At 61.5% G+C, this 17,029-nt stretch carries 18 protein-coding genes; 6 read left to right on the top strand and 12 right to left on the bottom strand.

The features are described from left to right. Positions 1-300 precede the first annotated feature (300 nt). The 3 genes from nfi to Q7L05_RS02675 all read left to right on the top strand — a co-directional run bounded on the left by nfi (position 301) and on the right by Q7L05_RS02675 (position 3,170). Positions 301-969: a deoxyribonuclease V gene (gene nfi, locus Q7L05_RS02685; protein WP_303901531.1), complete on the top strand. Its 669-nt coding sequence runs from the start codon at positions 301-303 to the stop codon at positions 967-969. Positions 970-1,085: 116 nt separating this feature from the next. Next, complete coding sequence (locus Q7L05_RS02680) at positions 1,086-1,469, top strand: DUF6394 family protein (RefSeq protein WP_092992005.1); 384 nt, start codon at positions 1,086-1,088, stop codon at positions 1,467-1,469. 39 nt (positions 1,470-1,508) lie between these two features. Then, positions 1,509-3,170, top strand: a complete 1,662-nt coding sequence (locus tag Q7L05_RS02675; protein ID WP_303901539.1) for a potassium channel family protein — start codon at positions 1,509-1,511, stop codon at positions 3,168-3,170. Positions 3,171-3,220: 50 nt separating this feature from the next. On the opposite strand, the gene hypB is transcribed toward Q7L05_RS02675, so the two are convergent. Next, complete coding sequence (gene hypB / locus Q7L05_RS02670; RefSeq protein WP_303901526.1) at positions 3,221-4,003, bottom strand: hydrogenase nickel incorporation protein HypB; 783 nt, start codon at positions 4,001-4,003, stop codon at positions 3,221-3,223. A gap of 522 nt (positions 4,004-4,525) precedes the next feature. Further along, positions 4,526-4,918: a hydrogenase maturation nickel metallochaperone HypA/HybF gene (locus tag Q7L05_RS02665; RefSeq protein WP_303901523.1), complete on the bottom strand. Its 393-nt coding sequence runs from the start codon at positions 4,916-4,918 to the stop codon at positions 4,526-4,528. 338 nt (positions 4,919-5,256) lie between these two features. Here Q7L05_RS02665 and Q7L05_RS02660 point away from each other — a divergent pair, with 338 nt between their 5' ends. Both Q7L05_RS02660 and Q7L05_RS02655 read left to right on the top strand, forming a co-directional pair. Further along, on the top strand, positions 5,257-5,673 hold the full coding sequence (locus Q7L05_RS02660; protein WP_303901520.1) for a hydrogenase expression/formation C-terminal domain-containing protein: 417 nt from the start codon (positions 5,257-5,259) through the stop codon (positions 5,671-5,673). 42 nt (positions 5,674-5,715) lie between these two features. Further along, on the top strand, positions 5,716-6,285 hold the full coding sequence (locus Q7L05_RS02655; RefSeq protein WP_303901517.1) for a HupE/UreJ family protein: 570 nt from the start codon (positions 5,716-5,718) through the stop codon (positions 6,283-6,285). A gap of 329 nt (positions 6,286-6,614) precedes the next feature. Here the strand turns inward: Q7L05_RS02655 and Q7L05_RS02650 are convergent, their stop codons facing one another. The 9 genes from Q7L05_RS02650 to Q7L05_RS02610 all read right to left on the bottom strand — a co-directional run bounded on the left by Q7L05_RS02650 (position 6,615) and on the right by Q7L05_RS02610 (position 15,089). Then, on the bottom strand, positions 6,615-7,235 hold the full coding sequence (locus tag Q7L05_RS02650) for a V-type ATP synthase subunit D (RefSeq protein ID WP_303901514.1): 621 nt from the start codon (positions 7,233-7,235) through the stop codon (positions 6,615-6,617). A 187-nt stretch (positions 7,236-7,422) separates the two neighbouring features. After that, the gene (locus tag Q7L05_RS02645; protein ID WP_303901512.1) at positions 7,423-8,799 is read right to left on the bottom strand and encodes a V-type ATP synthase subunit B; all 1,377 of its coding nucleotides are present in this window, start codon (positions 8,797-8,799) and stop codon (positions 7,423-7,425) included. Next, complete coding sequence (locus tag Q7L05_RS02640) at positions 8,789-10,543, bottom strand: V-type ATP synthase subunit A (protein ID WP_303901510.1); 1,755 nt, start codon at positions 10,541-10,543, stop codon at positions 8,789-8,791. The genes Q7L05_RS02645 and Q7L05_RS02640 overlap by 11 nt, the downstream gene beginning before the upstream one ends. 3 nt (positions 10,544-10,546) lie before the next feature. Further along, a complete protein-coding gene (locus tag Q7L05_RS02635) occupies positions 10,547-11,209 on the bottom strand; it encodes a hypothetical protein (protein WP_303901508.1) in 663 nt (220 codons plus the stop codon). Further along, a complete protein-coding gene (locus Q7L05_RS02630) occupies positions 11,206-11,502 on the bottom strand; it encodes a V-type ATP synthase subunit F (protein ID WP_303901506.1) in 297 nt (98 codons plus the stop codon). Before Q7L05_RS02630 ends, Q7L05_RS02635 begins: the two co-directional genes overlap by 4 nt. Before the next feature lies 1 nt (position 11,503). Beyond that, positions 11,504-11,854, bottom strand: coding sequence for an ATP synthase subunit C (locus tag Q7L05_RS02625; RefSeq protein ID WP_303901503.1), 351 nt, complete (start codon positions 11,852-11,854; stop codon positions 11,504-11,506). Positions 11,855-12,088: 234 nt separating this feature from the next. Beyond that, positions 12,089-13,960, bottom strand: coding sequence for a V-type ATPase 116kDa subunit family protein (locus Q7L05_RS02620; protein ID WP_303901500.1), 1,872 nt, complete (start codon positions 13,958-13,960; stop codon positions 12,089-12,091). Next, positions 13,957-14,727 carry a hypothetical protein gene (locus Q7L05_RS02615; protein WP_303901498.1) on the bottom strand — a complete coding sequence of 257 codons (771 nt, stop codon included), beginning with the start codon at positions 14,725-14,727 and terminating at the stop codon, positions 13,957-13,959. Before Q7L05_RS02615 ends, Q7L05_RS02620 begins: the two co-directional genes overlap by 4 nt. Further along, a complete protein-coding gene (locus tag Q7L05_RS02610) occupies positions 14,724-15,089 on the bottom strand; it encodes a hypothetical protein (protein ID WP_303901495.1) in 366 nt (121 codons plus the stop codon). The genes Q7L05_RS02615 and Q7L05_RS02610 overlap by 4 nt, the downstream gene beginning before the upstream one ends. Before the next feature lie 648 nt (positions 15,090-15,737). Here Q7L05_RS02610 and Q7L05_RS02605 point away from each other — a divergent pair. Then, the gene (locus Q7L05_RS02605) at positions 15,738-16,199 is read left to right on the top strand and encodes a hydrogenase maturation protease (RefSeq protein WP_303901492.1); all 462 of its coding nucleotides are present in this window, start codon (positions 15,738-15,740) and stop codon (positions 16,197-16,199) included. A 262-nt stretch (positions 16,200-16,461) separates the two neighbouring features. Here the strand turns inward: Q7L05_RS02605 and Q7L05_RS02600 are convergent, their stop codons facing one another. Beyond that, complete coding sequence (locus Q7L05_RS02600) at positions 16,462-16,971, bottom strand: retropepsin-like aspartic protease family protein (protein ID WP_303901489.1); 510 nt, start codon at positions 16,969-16,971, stop codon at positions 16,462-16,464. Positions 16,972-17,029 lie beyond the last annotated feature (58 nt).

Genomic DNA, 17,029 nt, shown 5'->3' with positions numbered 1-17,029 from the left:
CGAGGAGCCCCAGCGACGCGGCAATCTCGGGTTTTGGGAGCAGGAGATTACTTCGTCGCCGAGGCTCCTCGTAATGACAGCAGGGGAGGGCAAGTTCTTCAGGAGGAGCCTCGGCGACGCGGCAATCTGGTACTCGGCACTTTGAGATTGCCGCGTCGCTGGGGCTCCTCGCAATGACAGGAGTGAAGGTGGCTAGGGTCATTCTGCATGTGAGATGCGTTGATCCGATTTGCCGTTCTTCGTATTACAATCTGTCCTCTGTGTCCTCTGTGGTTTTAGAATTTAAATTGAGGTGCCGGCTTGGCACTACATCCCGTTTTTGAACATCGCTGGGATCTGACGCCCAAGGAGGCGATTGCGCTTCAGCAGGAGCTCCGCAACCGGGTGGAAATCACCGATCGGTACGGGGAGATCCGCTGGGTGGCGGGCGTCGATGTGGGTTTCGAGGCGCGGAACAGCATTACTCGGGCGGCGGTGGCCGTGCTGGCCTATCCCTCTCTGGAGTTGCACGAGCATGCTATTGCCCGGCAGCCCACTCGCATGCCCTACATTCCCGGCCTGCTCTCGTTTCGGGAGGTTCCGGCGGTTCTGGAGGCGATGGCGCGGCTGGATAGCCGCCCCGATCTTCTGCTCTGCGACGGGCAGGGCATTGCCCATCCGCGTCGCTTCGGGATTGCCAGTCACCTTGGCGTGCTGCTCGATGTGCCGGCTATCGGCGTGGCAAAGACGCGCCTGGTGGGAACGCATGATGCAGTGCCCGAGGGACGCGGGGAGTCGGTGCCGCTGGTGGACAAGGGGGAGTGTATCGGTGCGGTACTGCGCACGCGGCCCCGCGTCAAACCGCTTTTTATTTCACCCGGTCACCGGATGGGGCTGGAACATGCGGTGGAGTGGGTGATGGCCTGCACTACGCGTTATCGCCTGCCCGAGACCACCCGCTGGGCACACCGCCTCGCCTCCTGCGACTGAATCCTGGCGGTCTGCCGCACCTGAAGCCAATCGATTACGAGGGTGCGTCCTCCATTTGTCTGCGGACAAGGACTCTATACACTTACTGCATGCCCCTAACCGGAAGGCCGATAACAATGAACCTCGAAAAGGTCGTCTTCGGATTTTTCATCGTACTGGCGCTGACACTCAACTTCGGTTTTTTTGTCGGCGAAATCGATAATCCCCACCACCACAATGTCTATGAGCTGTTCGCGGCGATTGTGGTCAATCTGATCGCCACGGTGCTCAAGTTTGGTGATCGTACCCAGATGGGCGCGGTACTGCTCGCTACCAGCCTGGTGGCCGACTTGCAGTTGCTGGCTGCCGCGGTAATTTGGGGTTTTGCCTGGCAGGTGACCGATGCCGGTATCAGCCCCGGTACCATGAGCAGCATCGTTTCACTCGCCGGAGGGGCGATGCTGGCCAACGTGACGTCGGTGACCCTGCTCATCGCCGAAACCGTAAACCTGCGCCGCTGACGGACCGTGGACCCCATCGTTTTTCTCGTTCTGCGCCGTATGCGGGCGCCGCTGGTGGCGCTCATCGTCGCCTATGCCATTTCCATTCTGGGCCTGGTACTGATCCCGGGCCGGGATGCTCAGGGCGCGGAATGGCACATGGATTTTTTCCATGCCTTCTATTTCGTGAGCTACATGGCCACGACCATCGGTTTCGGCGAGCTACCCTACGAATTCACACCCGCCCAGCGCCTCTGGACGGTATTCTCGATCTACCTGACGGTCATCACCTGGCTCTATGCCATTGGCAAGATCCTCACCACGGTGCAGGACATCACCTTCCGGCAGGTGGTGACCAAGCGCAATTTCAGTCGGGCGGTGAAACGCATCAACGACCCTTATTTCATCATCGCCGGCTATGGTGACACCGGCAGGATGCTGTTGCGGTCCATGGATCGGCGCGGCCTCCATTCGGTGGTAATCGATTTGGATCAGCAGCGTATCAACGAGTTGAAACTGCAGACCCTGGGTGGTTATGTACCGGGGCTTTGTGCCGATGCCAGCGTCCCCGCTGCGCTGCTGGAGGCGGGATTGAAACACGACTGTTGCCGGGGTGTGGTGGCCCTGACCAACGATGACCAGGTCAATCTCGAGATCGCAATCACCAGCAAGCTGCTGAGCCCCGACCTTCTGGTGATCTGCCGCGCTGAGTCCCATGCCGCAGAGGCCAATATGGCCTCCTTCGGGACCGAATACATCATCAATCCTTTTGACAGCTTCGGCGAACGGCTGGCCCTGGCCCTGCACTCTCCCGGTACGCATCTGCTGGATGAGTGGCTGACCGGGATCCCGAACAGTCCGCTGCCAATGCCGCTCTATCCTCCGCACGGGGCCTGGATCCTCTGTGGCTATGGCCGGTTCGGAAAAGCGGTGCTGTCCAGCCTGGAAGGGGAGGGAGTGGAGAGTGTCGTTATCGAAGCGGACCCGGAAGGCACCGGGTGTACCGGGTTCTGTGTGGTGGGGCGGGGCACCGAAGCGGAAACCCTCGAGGTAGCGGGCATCGAGCAGGCAGTGGGAATCGTTGCCGGCACCGATGACGACGCCAATAACCTGTCAATTGTCATGACCGCCCGCGAGATCAATCCCCACCTGTTTCGCGTCGCACGGCAGAATCGGCAGGACAACGATGCCATTTTCGAGGCCGCCCGGCTCGACCTGGTGATGGAACGGAGCGAGATCATTGCCCGCAAAATACTGGCCACCCTGACCACACCGCTGCTTACGGAATTCCTTCGTGAAACCCGCTCCCGGAGTAACGACTGGGCCAATGAACTGGTAAGCCGAATCAGCGCTGTGACCGGTGATCTGGTCCCGGAGATCTGGACGATCACGCTGGATCGGGAGCAGGCACCAGCCGTAAGTGAGGCACTGACCGGGGCGGACTCGATCAGACTGGGGCTTCTGCTGCATGACCCCGGCGACAGGGCAGAGGAACTGCCCTGCATCCCCTTGATGCTGGCGCGGGGGAGCGCCACCTTTGTAACCCCCAAACCCGACTTTGTCCTTCGAAGTGGCGATCAAATCCTGCTATGTGGCCGCTCCGGCACGGCACGACGAATCGCCTGGGCCCTTAGCAATCCCACAACCTTGCGTTATCTGCTCACCGGCGAGGAGCGCCCGGAGGGCTGGTTCTGGCGCCGGCTGGCTGATCGTGGCCTCTGACTCGGCTCTCCAAAGACAAGCATTCCCCGTGGGCCCCGTGCTCCCCGTGGTTAAGTTGGGTGGTGGTGGTGTATTCCGGCAGGGCGTTCGGACAGGGCATTTCGGTGGGCGATCAGGCGCTGGTCGAGCCAGTGGATCCATTCGGTGAGACTCTCCGCCTTGCGGGCCGACAGGGTCAGCATCGGCACCTCGCTGGCCAGTTCCCTCAGGCAGTGTTCGGCCCGTTCCGGCTGGAAGTCATCCAGGTAGGGTAGGAGGTCCGACTTGGTGACCAGCATCAGGTCGGAGGCACGAAACATGACCGGATATTTTGCCGGCTTGTCGTCGCCTTCGGTGACCGAAAGCAGGGTGACGTTGCTGTGCTGGCCCAGATCGAAACTTGCCGGACAGACGAGGTTGCCGACGTTCTCGATAAAGAGAATATCCAACCCCTCCAGCTTCAGCTCATGGAGTGCGTCATGCACCAGATGGGCGTCCAGATGGCAGGCGGTCCCGGTGGTGATCTGTACTGCCGGGACTCCCTTGGCCCGAATGCGTCGGGCGTCGTTCTCGGTCTCCAGGTCGCCCTCAATCACCGCTACATTGTAGCGCTCGCCGACGGCCTCGATGGTGGCCTCCAGCAGGGCAGTCTTGCCGGCGCCGGGTGAAGACATCAGGTTAACGGCCAATACGCCGTGGGCGTCCAAATGTTCCCGGTTGTGCAGGGCCTGGTGATCGTTTGCCGACAGAAGTCCGGTCAGCACCTCGATGGCATTGCGCCCATCACTGCCGTGCGCCTCTTCCGCCAAATGACGGTTGCCGGACGTTACATTGCAGCCGCAGGTATCACACATCACTGATTTCCTTTATTCCGTCCGTTAACACCAGGATTGCTTCCTGAAGAACTGGGCACGCGTAGTTACGAGCACCGCCCGCCGCTATCGCCTCGAATCATCGACGAACGTCCCTCCTGTCATTGCGAGCCGTACTCCCTGCTACACAGCCCCCGAATCAGTGACGAACCTTTAGCCGTCATTGCGAGCCGTACCCGCCGCACGCGGCCCCGAATCGGTGACGAACATTCAGCCGTCATTGCGAGGAGCCCCAGCGACGCGGCAACCTGGGGTTTTGGGAGCAGGAGATTACTTCGTCGCTTAGGCTCCTCGTAATGACAGCGAGGGCAGGTTCATCAGGAGCCACAGCGACGTGGCAATCTCGCTGTTAGGACACCAGATTACTTCGTCGCTGGGGCTCCTCGTAATGACAGCGAGGATAAGTTCATCAGGAGCCGTACCCCCTGCTTCGCAGCAGGGGGTACGGCTCGCAATGACAGCGGCGCGCTGCAGAGAACGCCGGGTACCCTTCGCTGCGGCTGTTCATCGGGATTCGCTTTGCAGGCCTGGCGAGAGCGGTTCTTCATGAGCCGGGCCGTTGAGTTCTACGCTTGCAAGCAATAGTTCGTCACCGCTGATGAGTTGTGTTTGCCAGTTGCCGCAGTCGGCGCAAAGCAGCCGGTTGGGGGTCGCGTCGCTGTCCGCGCCGCACTGGCTACAGTGCACCCGTACCGAAAGCTCTTCAATAAGCAACTCGGCTTCTGCGGCCACGCCGCCCGCGCGGGCAATGGTGAAGGCCTCCTTCAATAGCCGCGGCTCCACTCCCGAGAGCGGACCGATGCGGACCCTTATGTGGCTGACTGATTCCGCGCCATGCTCGCGGACGATATTGGTCACCTGACCGAGCATTCCCTGACAGATGGAGAATTCATGCATAAGCGTGATACTTTTTTATCGGAATGCCGAGGCCTGTCACCGCCTGTTTGCAACTGCAATGCACCACAGTATAGTCACGAGCCACGGCTAATTGGCAATTGCGGGCGACTGGATCAAAAGACTATCCGGTGTTATAGGTTGAGTTCAGCGCGGCAGGCATTTCCGCAAATGCCACGGCGAGACGGATTTCCGTCTCTGTGGCTGGTGCGACTCGGCAACAACCCGCAGAGCAATGTGAAGGGCACCCATGCGATCGTGTAGTTCAGGACCAGTATTTACGGGTGAAGATATCGGCCTGTTCCGTGGCGCCTCTCCCGCGGGTGGCGGCAGTACATTCGATGGATGACGTCCGGACCAGGATCGAACACACAGCGAACGTCCGGGCCGAGGGTGGTCATGCCCGGGCGATTTTGCGCGAACTCGAGCAGATGCTTCGCGATTTGCTGGAGAAGGGGGAGGAGTCCAGCGTCGACCTTGGCAGCCTGCCGCTTACCGATGCGGATTACGAACTGCTCAACGAGGCACTCGGTGAAGGCGAGGTCATGGCCGAAGTGGAGGGGGTGGGGCTGACCCACATCCGTGAGAGTGGAATTCCCGGTGTTTGGTTCGTTACCCACCTCAACGAGGAGGAAGAGGTCATGGCCCAGTTCATCGAAGTCGCCTACAGCCCCGAGATCCTCAGTGCCCCCATGGAGGAGGTAAAAGCGGGGCTTGATGGCCTCCGGGCACGCTCGTTTGCCACACGCGGCCGGTAATCGTCTACGGCTCTGATTTCTATTCGTCGGGAGGATAAGGCAATGACCGCACGTTCCGTGATGTTTGCTATCGCTGCCCTGCTTGCCAGCGGTATTGCCGCAGCCCATACCGGGACCGGTTTGGGGGCGGGGTTCGGAAGCGGCCTGCTGCATCCGATCGTCGGCTGGGACCATCTGTTGGCGGCTGTTGCTGTCGGCCTTTGGGCCGCCCGCCACCCGAGCCGAACGGCGCTGATGCTGCCATTGGTCTTTCTGGGGGCCATGACAACGGGCATTGTTCTGGGGCTGGGCGGAGCCATGCTGCCTGGCGCAGAGCCGGCCATCCTGGGCTCGCTGATCGTCTTCGGCGGCGCTTTGGTCCTCAAACGACGGATCCCGGCAGGACTCGCTGCGGCGGTGCTGGCCCTCTTCGCGGTTTTCCATGGTAATGCCCATGGCGCTGAAATGCCCATCGCCGCGCGCCTCTTCACTTACGGTTCCGGCCTGCTGCTCGCCACCGCCATCCTGCATGGTACGGGTATCCTCGCCGGCCGTCTCGCCCACCCGCTGGTGCTTCGCTGGGTAGGTGTGGCGATCGGCAGCGTCGGGCTGTGGATGCTCGCGGCAGGTTGATTCCAGACGCCCGCCCTCTTGTAGGAGGGCACTCCTGAGGGGTTGCTTGGAAAGAACGGGCATTCCCTGCGCGGCGCGGCCATCCCTGCGCAGCCCGCCTGGCCTTGGCCTATTAGCGGGGCCCTGAGTGCCACACTATTTTCCGCATGGACCACTAGCCAGGAGCCTGTCGGACTTGACCCATCGTAGCGAGGGAAAGCCGGTTTGAGACCGATTTTTCGATCTTTCGAGGCGAATACGACTGCATGGACGCAGTCGGTAGAGCGAAGCAGGATGCCCGAGCCGAGTAGATCAGTGTCAAGTCCGACAAGCTCCTAGAGCATGCCCTCTTATTTTTTGCCGTATTTGAGGCGGGTGCGCACCGTCTCCTCCTGGTCCAGCTCTTCGAGGCGGGTGGATACCTCTAGCAACTGGTGTTCGATCTCCGGCATCAGCACATCTTCCAGGGCACGGGCGCGGCGCTCGGTGCGGCGGTATTCGTCCAATAGCCGCTCGAGATTGCCAGTGATGGCGGCAAGCGGGGCGCTGCGCTTGACCAGTTCATTGAACAGGTCTCGGCACCGGCGGGCCTCCGGAGAGGGATCGGCGGCGGGGGGCGGCGACAGGTCGGTCTCGCCGCGCAGCCGGCCGTCGGTGACGGTCACGCCGAGTACGGTACGTTTTTTCCTCTCCAGTTCGGCCGATTCGAGGTCGGTGGCCGGCGGATAGATCTGCAGCCCTTCCAATCCGTGCCGGACGACGGCCTCCCGCAGGGCCCCGGCGGCCGATTCATGCAGTTCGAGATATTCCCGATGCAGGTGCCTGTAGCGGTCGAGCTGGCGCAGGATTTCGGCGGCCAGCAGTAGACGCTTTTCGTCCAGAAACCCATAGCCCTCCTGAACCACCAGGCGTTCATTCTGAAGTTCCTGCAGAACCGAGGGTGTCGGTGTAAGTCCTCCAGTATCTGTCATCGAAACCTCCTGGCCTGAACGTTCCACTCAATTACCGCAAAGCTTCCGCTCCTGCTCTCGCCCCTCACCTACATCCCTCTAGGCGAAGGTGCCAAAAGCGCAAAGAAAACTGATGATCGCGTCTGTCCCTTTTTGGTCCTGGATCTTTCCGCCGGATTTGGGTAACAACTTAACACTTCGTAAAAGATCAGGCGGTCAGATGCCTTTCAATCTGGGCGTCGGAGAGACGGCTCAACTCGTCCCGCGGCAGCATGTTCAGCAACTTCCAGGCGGCGGCCATGCTCTCCTCGAGTGTACGCGAGTCCTCCTGGTGAATGATGGCCGTTTCGAACGCATCGCCGAACCCTAGATACTGACGGTCGACAGCCGGCAGACCCTCTTCACCCACCACCGAGGCGAGGACCCGCACCTGTGCGGCCCGGGCATACGCGGCATAGATCTGACTGGCCAGTGCCGGATGGTCGGGATCGGTATAGCCTTCACCGGTTCCATCCTTCATCAGCCGCGACAGGCTCGGCAGCACCTTGACCGGCGGATAGATGCCCTTTCGGTCCAGCTCCCGGTCGAGGACGATCTGCCCCTCGGTGATGTAGCCGGTGAGGTCGGGAATGGGGTGGCTGATGTCATCCGACGGCATGGTAAGGATGGGTAGCTGCGTTAGAGACCCGGGGTGATCCCTCAGGGTGCCTGCCCGCTCATAGAGGGCGGCCAGGTCTGAATACATGTAGCCCGGATAACCCTTGCGACTCGGGATCTCGCCGTGAGAGGCGGAGACCTCGCGCAGTGCCTCGCAGTAGTTGGTCATGTCGGTCATGATCACCAGTACATGCCGGCCCTCGACGAACGCGAGGTATTCGGCAGCGGTGAGGGCGAAGCGGGGTGTCAGCAGCCTTTGCGTACTGGACTCGGAGGCGTGGTTGAGAAACATCACCGTGTGTTCGAGGGCGCCACTGTTTTCCATCGCCCGTCGGAAGCTTTCCGCCGTGTGGTGGGGCACGCCGATGCCCACGAAAACCAGCGCGAAGTCGCCTGCTTCCTGGCCCCGCAACCGGGCACGGCCGGCAATCTGCACTGCGATGCGATCGTGAGGCAGGCCACCGCCGGAGAAGATGGGCAGTTTCTGGCCTCGTACCAGGCTATTCATCAGATCGATAGTGGTGATGCCGGTTTCAATGAAGTCAGAGGGCTTGCCGCGGGCCGCAGGGTTAATGGCCATGCCGTCGATGCGCAGGCTGTGCTCTGCCGGTACCGGCGGGCCGCCGTCGCGCACCCGCCCGATTCCGTCAAAGATGCGCCCGAGGATACCGGGGCCCACATCGAAGTGGGGAGTTCGGCCGGTGAAGCGCACCCGGGTGTTGGAGAGGGAAAGCCCCTCGGTGCTCTCCAGCACCTCGACGGTCATGTACTCCTCGTCGAGGGCCGCAATACGTCCTGTGCGCGCCTGGCCATCCTGGCCAATCACCGCTACCGCTTCATTGAGGCCCACATTGACCGAGCGTTTGAGAAAGATCAGTGGTCCGTCGATGCGGGTGATGTTGCCGCTGGCGTAGAGGTTACCCCGCACGACCGGCCTCCCCGACGAGGTGGGCGAATTCGGCTTCCAGCCGGGTTCCCAACAGCTTGTAGTGCGCCAGCTGGTTGTCGCCAAGCTCCTCACCCATGCGTCGCAGCCGGCGCAGAATGGCCATCTTCTGAATGCGTTCGATATCGATCTCCTGCTCCACAGCCTTTTCGGCCAGGGTGATGAATCGATCGATGAGTCGCATCATGGCGGTCTGCCTTGCGGGTGAACAGTAGCGGTCCGTCAGCGAGAAAGAGGATTGGCGCAGAAAGCCGTCCGAGACCAGTTCGGCCGCCAGCAGCGTGAGGCGCTGTTTCGGTGGCAGCGCATCCTTGCCGATGATGCGCGCCATGCGTTCGATATGCGCCTGCTGTTCCACCAGCGTCAGAAAACGGCGCCGGATGCGGGGCCATTCGGTATTGCCCTCGCGCTCCCACCAGGGGGTGAGGTCCTCGACATCTTCGGAATAGGACGTGAGCGGGTGCACGGCGGGGAAAAAACGCGATTGAGCGCGGCTCTGATCCAGGGCCCAGAAGCAGCGCACATAGCGCTTGGTATGGGTGGTCACCGGTTCGGAGAAATCACCAGAGGGCGGACTGACGGCGCCGATCAGTGTCAGCGAACCCTCATCGCCACCGAGGGTCGTGACCCGAGCCGCACGTTCATAAAAGTCCGCCAGGCGGCTGGAGAGATAGGCCGGATAGCCGCCCTCGCCCGGCAATTCGCCAAGCCGTCCCGAGACCTCCCGCAGGGCTTCGGCCCAGCGGCTGGTGGAGTCTGCCATCAGTGCCACGTGCAGACCCTGGTCGCGGAAATACTCCGCAACCGTCAGGCCTGTATAGATGCTGGCCTCACGGGCGGCCACCGGCATGTTGGAGGTGTTGGCAATGATGACCGTACGCTCCATCAGCGGCCGGCCGGTGCGGGGGTCTTCCAGTTCGGGAAACTCATGCAGCACGCCGGCCATTTCATTACCGCGTTCGCCGCAGCCCACATAGACAATGACGTCGGCATCACACCACTTGGCGAGGCTCTCCTGGAGCACCGTCTTGCCAGTACCGAAACCGCCGGGTAGGGCGGCCTTGCCGCCGCGGGCGACCGGGAACAGGGAATCGAGGATCCGCTGGCCGGTCAGCAGGGGTTGCTCCGCCAGCAGACGTTCAGCGACAGGCCGGCCTTTGCGGACCGACCAGTAGTGGCTCACGGCCACCCGATGGCGCTCGCCGCTCTCGGTTTCCAGTTCACACACCATCTCATCGTCGCGGATGTCACCCGACGGCGCGATGGAGATCACCCGTCCACCGATATTCGGCGCCAGCAGGGCGCGCTGCTCGCGGGCGCTGTCCGCCAGGATCCGGCCGAATACACCGCCATGCGGGAGGACATGCCCCACCTCCACCTGTGGCTCGAAGTAAAAGGTGCATGGCGCCAACTCACTCAGCCCGGGTCGGACATAGTAGCCGATGTCCATGGATAAAGGACGGAGTAGCCCATCGAAGATCCGGCCGAGCAGGGCCGGACCCACGCGGATCGCCAGCGGCAATTCGCTGCCGATCACGGGTACACCGGGCCGCAGGCCGCTGGTGTCTTCATAGACCTGCACCACGATTTCCTCGCCTTCGATGCGGATTACCTCGCCAAGCAGTCGGCGCTCGCCGATGGCGACCGCTTCGTTGATGAAGAAATCGCCCCGGCGTCTCGCCCGCAATACCGGTCCGCTGATTTGACTGAGAACCGCCTCACTCATGCGCTACAGTTCCCGTTCGGGCGGTCCGCTGAGGATGTCCTCTCCCAGCAGGGAATTGACTTCGGCCAGCAAACGCGCTTCGAGGGCGGTGCGCTCGGTCAGCAGGCCGGCGGCACTGCCGTCCAGACAGGCGCCATCGGTGGAAAAGCGCAGTCCTGCATCGATATCGTCCCGGGCCACCCACTCGGGGGGCGATTCGCAATAGCCGGTGATGCGTGCCGTCTCCTGTTCCATTTCCGATCGATCCCAGCCGACCGGATGTTCGATACGCCACTTCGATTGCGGCAGCACCACCATCGCTTCGGCGACCAGGGCACGAATCCATAAGCGGCGGCTTTCGGCCGTTGACCAGCGTTCCCGGACGATCTCCTGAAGCCCATCCCATCCCTCATGGAGCAGTCCGAGGGCGATACGGTACTGCTGTTGACGGGTACGGGTCTGTAGCCGTGCCCGGGCGGCGGTCAGTTCCGACCGGGCACGCCGACGTTCGCTCTGGATGGCCCGGTGCATCTGTTGACGAGCTTGCCTGTGCGCCTCCGTCAGCAGTTCCCGGCGTCTTTCTTCGGCCTGCTCGGAAATGGCTCGGCAGCGCTCGTCGCGGTGCTGTTCGATCAACTCCAGCAGGGAGTGCAGTTGGGCATCGACAATGCCGGCCGGTGTCATCATAGCTGCATTCCCAACTGGTTGTGAATGCGGCTGAGCAGATCACGCATGGGGTGTTGATGTCGGATATCAGGGACGATGAGCAGCTGAGGCCGTAAGGCCCGCTGCGCCTCCCGGACTTCCGCAGCGGGCAGACGGCGGGCGTAGTCGACATTCAGCAGGATCAGATCCGCCTCTTCGCGGGCGCGGCGGAAGACCGGGAGCAGTTCCTCGTCGTCGGGCGTCCAGATCCGTACGCCTGCCAAGCGATAGCCGGCCGCACTCAGTTCGTCGCCGATGAAGACTGGTGCCGTCACCTCAGGCGACCTGGTTCAGGATCAGTATGGAGATGATCAGGCCGTAGATGGCGATGCCCTCGGCCAGCCCCACCAGCACCAGCACGCGGCCCAGCAGCTCCGGCTTCTCCACGAGAGCCCCCATCGCGGCACTGCCGACGGTGGCCACGGCGTAACCCGCCGCTAGCGAAGAGAGCCCCGTGGCCAAGGCCGCGGCCATAAACGCCCAGCGCAACACGCTTTCCGGCAAAGGTGAAGTCCCCGTCTCGGCCGCCTGCACCACATCGGGAACAAACAGCATCAGTGAGCCGGCGAGGCTGAATAGCCCGGCCACCATCACCAAACCCAGGGCGGTTTTGTATCGCCGATTCATTGAGTGCTCCTTGTTTTGGATTTTTCTAACCGCAAAAGCGCAAAGAAACTTCAAAGCGCGTAGCCAGGATGTAGACCGGTTGGCTCGGTGCACGGTGCGGTTCCTGGATTCTGTGTCGCATGTAAGCTCCTGCTGGCCTAATAAGGTAGGAGACGGAATCCGGACATTACTCTTCTTCTATCGAGCTTATTCAGTTCTTTGCGTCCTTTGCGTCTTTGCGGTGAATTTTTTGGTTCAGGTTTTCTCCTTCCGTCCTCCCGGGGCGGTAAGCGGGTGGAAAGTGCGTCCTTCGCCGCGCAGGAAGCGGATGAAGAATTCAAACAGGACCAGACGGGTGATCTGGACTGAAACGACCAGCCCCTCCAGCACCATGATAATGATATTCCCCACGATCATGACAATGGCGTAGAAAATAGCGTGACCCGTGGCATCGGCCAGTCCGACCACCGCCGCGGAGAGCCCGGCGTGGGCCAGCGCGAAAGCGCCGACGCGGGTAAAAGAGAGGGTATTGATCAGCAATTGCAGCATCGCTTCCAGCAGCCGGCCGACGGCAGCGCCCAGCACCCGCAGATCGCCATTGGCGAGGTAAACCCGCCCGCCGAAATACCACAGAGCCGCACCCGAGGCCGCCAGCCCTGCATAGGGGGTAATGAAGAGAGCCACCAGTGCCAGATAGAGGAGCAGAAGCGGAGCATCGAGGAGCCACCACTGTCGAACCGCGCCGCGCCAACGCGATTCGATACCGCTGAGGCCGAGCCCCAGCACCAGCAGCAGCACTCCTCCAATAAGCGGAATCACCAGCAGCAGCAGAGGTTCCTCTAGTGGCCGAAGCCAGAGTGCAGGCAGCCAATCCTCACGGCTGAAGACACTGCCGAACAGAAAGCCGAACAGCATCGACATCAATCCGCCGGGTACCAGAAGCCGCAATGCCGGATAGCGTTTCCACAACCAGAGCCCGACCAGAAACAGCACCAGTCCCTGGCCGACATCGCCGAACATGTAGCCGAACAGTAGCGGCACGATGAATACCAGCAAACGGCTGGGATCGGCCTCATTGGCGGCCGGTGTGCCTAACAGTCGCGCGAAGAGTTCGAAGGGCTGGGCCCAAACCGGATTACTCAGCACCATCGGTGGCGTTTTGTCGGCGGGCGGTTCGGGAAAACGCAGCAGTGAGCGGACTTCGGCCTTTTGCAGATTCTTTTCCAGCAGCCCGATATCCTGTTCGGAGGTCCAACCGGTGACCCAGGCGAAGTTTTCCGTAACCGGCAGTTCCCCGACATGGGTCAAGAACCATTCGATGCGATCGATATCCCCGAGCGCGGGGCGTAACCGATGTTGATCCTCCAGTGCCTCCAGTTGCCCGTACAGTGCATCGATCTGCCCGTCGATCTCCGAATGCCGACTATCCACGTGCATGATCGCCGCGCCCGGGTCGGCCTCCAGCCAGGAGGGCAGTTGTATGCGCCGGCCCTTGAGCATGCCGAGTTCCTGTTCGAGCCCATCCATCTCGGCCGGCGGTCCGACGGCCAGCAGGAAATCGTGTCGACTGCCTGTGCTACGAGTGGCGATGACGCCGGGGGGCATTTGGCTGATCGAAACATCGTGGGGCAGCACAAAGGCGCGGGCGCTCAGGGCGAGTCCGGAGTGAGGCAGAAGCGAAAGCTTGAGTCCACTGCCGATCAGCCCACTCAGCATCTCCCGCAGCAGGTCCAGTTCGGCACGCTCTCCCCGGAGGGATTCGATCTCGCGCACGATCGGTTCGGCTGCAGTGCGCCAGCGCTGCAGCTGACGCAGGGCCTTCTCCAGCGTCACGCCGGGGTCACCCGGAATCTCTGAGGGTGAAAGGCCCTCTTCGGGCCAGTAGTTCCGGAAACGCTGTGCCAGCCGGTTGTATTCCTCCAGGTGCTGCTGGAGATCCGGAAGCATGATCGGTATGGCGGTTTCGCTTCGGGTGTCCAGTTCCACCCGGTTCGTGCGGGCCAGGGCCTCCACGGCCCGGGTGAGATCCTCGCGCCAGGTCAGGAGTTCGAACCAGCGTGCCGGCACCGGCCGCAGATTGAAGCCGGGACGGCGGATTACGTTGGTGGTTTCGACAGCCTCGCTCACGCCACCCGTTCGCCTCCGAACAGAAGCAGCCGCAGGAGGACTCCCCGCAACCGCTCCAGGTGAATGGCAGTGATGGCCAGATGTAAAAAGGCGGCTGCCGGCTGGAAGGTCCGCTGTCGGAACTCCGGCAGGAGACCCGTCATCAACCGTTGGCGTGCCGCCCGGCTGTCGTGCAGTTCACCGGAGGCCAGCATCTCCTGCTGCTCATAGAGCTGGCCGGCCAGCCACTCCAGTGCCCGACGTTCGGCGGTGGAGGTGCGGGGCCAGAGGGTCTGCCAGTGCCGGTCCCAGCCACTGACGAGGCGTTGCGGTTCATTGCGCCATGCCTCAATCATCGGGGCATACGCCGATTCCCGGAGAGCCCGGACCCGTCGGTTGGGGTCGTCGAGTGCGAAGGTTCGCAACGCCGGGTCGCTTCGTATCCATTCGGCCGTGACAGAGTGCTCCAGGAGATGCTGGAGGGCAGCAACATCCGCTAGCCGTTTTGTCCATTGCACCGCGGCTTGCCACTCCGGCGGCTGCCAGAGTGCCACGGCATCGATATAGTCCCTGAACAGAAGTCGAAGTGTCTGCTCCATACGATGGGCATCCATCTGGGCGTTCAGGCTGCTTACCCAGGGGCGCATAGGGCTGGTCCGCAATCGGTCGAGCAGATGTTCCGTGTGGGTAATGGCCTCCAGGCGCTGCCATTCGGCTTCGCCCGGGAAACAGGCGTGGCTGGCCTGGAGACGGGTCTGGGCATAGGCGAAGCGATGGAGTCGACTCATGGTGTATCGCTATCCTGCTCCTTCCGCTCGGCCGTGGTCAGCTGTTCGGCAAGCTGTCGGAGTGCCTGTTTCAGCAGTTTGCTCCGGTGTTCAGGCGAGTACGACGTCTTGAGACGCTCATGTTCAAACAGAAGCGCAGCGGCCTTCTGCCGGGTTGCCATTGTGCAGTGCTCCTGCAGTCGGCTGATGCGGTTATCGGTGCGCTCGGCGATACGCCGGGCCTGTATCCGCGCATCGGTGATCCGCTGCTCGGCTTCTGCCTCGCACTGCCGAATCGCCTCCGCCGCTTCCTGTTCGGCCATCAGTGCCCGGTTCATGGCCTCTTCCGAGGTGAGGACGGAGTTTTCTTTTTCTTGAGCCATGTCGTACAGCTTGGTCCATAATCCTGGAAAGAATTAGAGTTGTACTCTCTGCCAGGGGCAGCCCCGGAGTCTGTCCGGGAATAGGCTGACCTACTCGGCTCGGGCATCCTGCTTCGCTCTACCGAGTGCTTCCCTGCACTCGTCGGCTCGGGCATCCTGCTTCGCTCTGACTCCTCCATCCTTGGAGTCGTGAAAGCCTGATTGGCCAGATTTCCCGCTCATTTTCGTTAAATAGAACACTATGCGCCTCAAATGACCGAAAAAGATGACTCAATCAGTTCTTGCCCTCGTGAGGTCGCTATTCTCGGACAGGCTCCTAGTGAGGGTAATTCATCCTTCTGGTGGGTGAAAGTATTCTGCCATGGGCCCCGGGGTAAACGCATACTCACATTTTTGGTGTCGGCGAGCGATGCGAGTGCTTGATATCAGGTACGTCGTGAATACGACCTACAGGGATGTAGGAAGTGAAGATGATGCAGGCGCCATCATCTTTCATCCCTGTAGGCTCGGCGGCAGCATTCCTCGACAACGGCTCCTGCGTTGTTCTACCTCCTGCATCCATGCAGTCGTGCTGCCGATGCCGGGACCATAAGGTTGCCATCCCCGGATAGTGGCATCGATAAACCCGAACCCAGGACGAAACATCGGATGAGTTTGACGCCCCGCGGACGCATCATTGGTGTGGGATCGCCTTTCGGCGCGGACTGCGCCGGATGGCGAGTGATCGAGTATCTGCAAACGGCCGGCTTTCCCGAGCGTTTTCCGCGCCTCGATTGGCAGGTACTGGACCGTCCGGGCCCCGGCTTGATCGAGTGGTTCACCGGCATGGACCTGGTCGTTATTGTCGATGCGGTTCTCGGAGGCGTGCCGGGGCAGCCACGAATCCTGGATGTCGCTGCGTTGATTGATGATGGAGCCGGCCTCTCCACTCACGGTTTCGGGGTCTCCGAAGCACTGGCCATGGCCGAGGCGCTCGATGACCTGCCCGCACACTTGGTCATCCTTGCCATCGAAGTGGGCGATGGACGGCACGCCGTGCCTCACGATTATCGCGAAATCGCTGGTTGCCTGGAGCGGCTACTGGAGGATTACGGGTTTTCCCCGCCATAGTTGGGGGAACGGCACAGAACAGCACCGGCCGAGACGGAGGTTTTATTAAAAGATTTTTCCGGAACCCATTTTGTACTCTCGCCAAGACGCCAAGCACGCCAAGGAACGGAAAAGAGGACGGAATCGGAAGGCTCATCGTTGACGTTGCGATAGAACTCCATCAGTCAATCGTCGCCGCGAAGAGGCTGATTGGTTCCTTGGCGATCTTGGCGCCTTGGCGAGAGCCCATTAAAAAGCAGTGGCGCGGGGCAGGTCCGGAAGCCTACCGAAGACGCTGCAACTCCGCCGCGGCGAGTTCCTGCCCTGGACCTTCTGTGCAGTGGCTCAAAACGAGCGATGGCGGGTCCATGGAGAAGACAAAAGGTGCGGCTTCGGAGAGGGCCGACAAGCCGAGGATCTGCCGGGTTCGACCCGGGAAGACCGCTGCTTCGACGTCACGGAAATGGCAGCCGCTACCGATCCGTACCGTCTTGACGGCATAGACCGGCACCTCCAGTTCGGCGCCATTGGCGAGACGGCCGCGCAGTTTGCGTACATAGCGGGCCTTGTCTTCCTTTTTCAGGGCCGCCAGCGTCTCTTCGTTGATGGTCATATAGCTGGAACCGGTATCGACCATGAATTCTGTATCTCCCGCACCATCGATGTGCCCCGATACGTAATAGCTGATCGACCCTCTGTCCATCATCGGAATGGTGGCGTCATATTCCCCGCCGAATGCCACCGGAGCCAGTGCGAGGGACACTCCAACGGCGAGCAGTTTTTTCAAGGCCATTTCTACAATCATCCGGTTGCCTATCGATTCGGCAATCACCTTGCCACGGCCTCTCGAC

This window comes from Thiohalomonas denitrificans, from assembly GCF_016841685.1.
GTDB lineage: Bacteria > Pseudomonadota > Gammaproteobacteria > Thiohalomonadales > Thiohalomonadaceae > Thiohalomonas > Thiohalomonas denitrificans_A.
Note: the sequence above shows the minus strand (reverse complement) of the source record. Positions and strands in the feature narration are given on the sequence as shown.

Bases quoted from the DNA above. Each gene is read 5' to 3' on its own strand.
- Q7L05_RS02680 (WP_092992005.1), top strand. From the start codon at position 1,086: ATGAACCTCGAAAAGGTCGTCTTCGGATTTTTCATCGTACTGGCGCTG.
- Q7L05_RS02675 (WP_303901539.1), top strand. From the start codon at position 1,509: ATGCGGGCGCCGCTGGTGGCGCTCATCGTCGCCTATGCCATTTCCATT.
- hypB (WP_303901526.1), bottom strand. From the start codon at position 4,003: ATGTGTGATACCTGCGGCTGCAATGTAACGTCCGGCAACCGTCATTTG.
- Q7L05_RS02665 (WP_303901523.1), bottom strand. From the start codon at position 4,918: ATGCATGAATTCTCCATCTGTCAGGGAATGCTCGGTCAGGTGACCAAT.
- Q7L05_RS02660 (WP_303901520.1), top strand. From the start codon at position 5,257: ATGGATGACGTCCGGACCAGGATCGAACACACAGCGAACGTCCGGGCC.
- Q7L05_RS02655 (WP_303901517.1), top strand. From the start codon at position 5,716: ATGACCGCACGTTCCGTGATGTTTGCTATCGCTGCCCTGCTTGCCAGC.
- Q7L05_RS02650 (WP_303901514.1), bottom strand. From the start codon at position 7,235: ATGACAGATACTGGAGGACTTACACCGACACCCTCGGTTCTGCAGGAA.
- Q7L05_RS02640 (WP_303901510.1), bottom strand. From the start codon at position 10,543: ATGAGTGAGGCGGTTCTCAGTCAAATCAGCGGACCGGTATTGCGGGCG.
- Q7L05_RS02635 (WP_303901508.1), bottom strand. From the start codon at position 11,209: ATGATGACACCGGCCGGCATTGTCGATGCCCAACTGCACTCCCTGCTG.
- Q7L05_RS02625 (WP_303901503.1), bottom strand. From the start codon at position 11,854: ATGAATCGGCGATACAAAACCGCCCTGGGTTTGGTGATGGTGGCCGGG.
- Q7L05_RS02615 (WP_303901498.1), bottom strand. From the start codon at position 14,727: ATGAGTCGACTCCATCGCTTCGCCTATGCCCAGACCCGTCTCCAGGCC.
- Q7L05_RS02610 (WP_303901495.1), bottom strand. From the start codon at position 15,089: ATGGCTCAAGAAAAAGAAAACTCCGTCCTCACCTCGGAAGAGGCCATG.
- Q7L05_RS02605 (WP_303901492.1), top strand. From the start codon at position 15,738: ATGAGTTTGACGCCCCGCGGACGCATCATTGGTGTGGGATCGCCTTTC.
- Q7L05_RS02600 (WP_303901489.1), bottom strand. From the start codon at position 16,971: ATGGCCTTGAAAAAACTGCTCGCCGTTGGAGTGTCCCTCGCACTGGCT.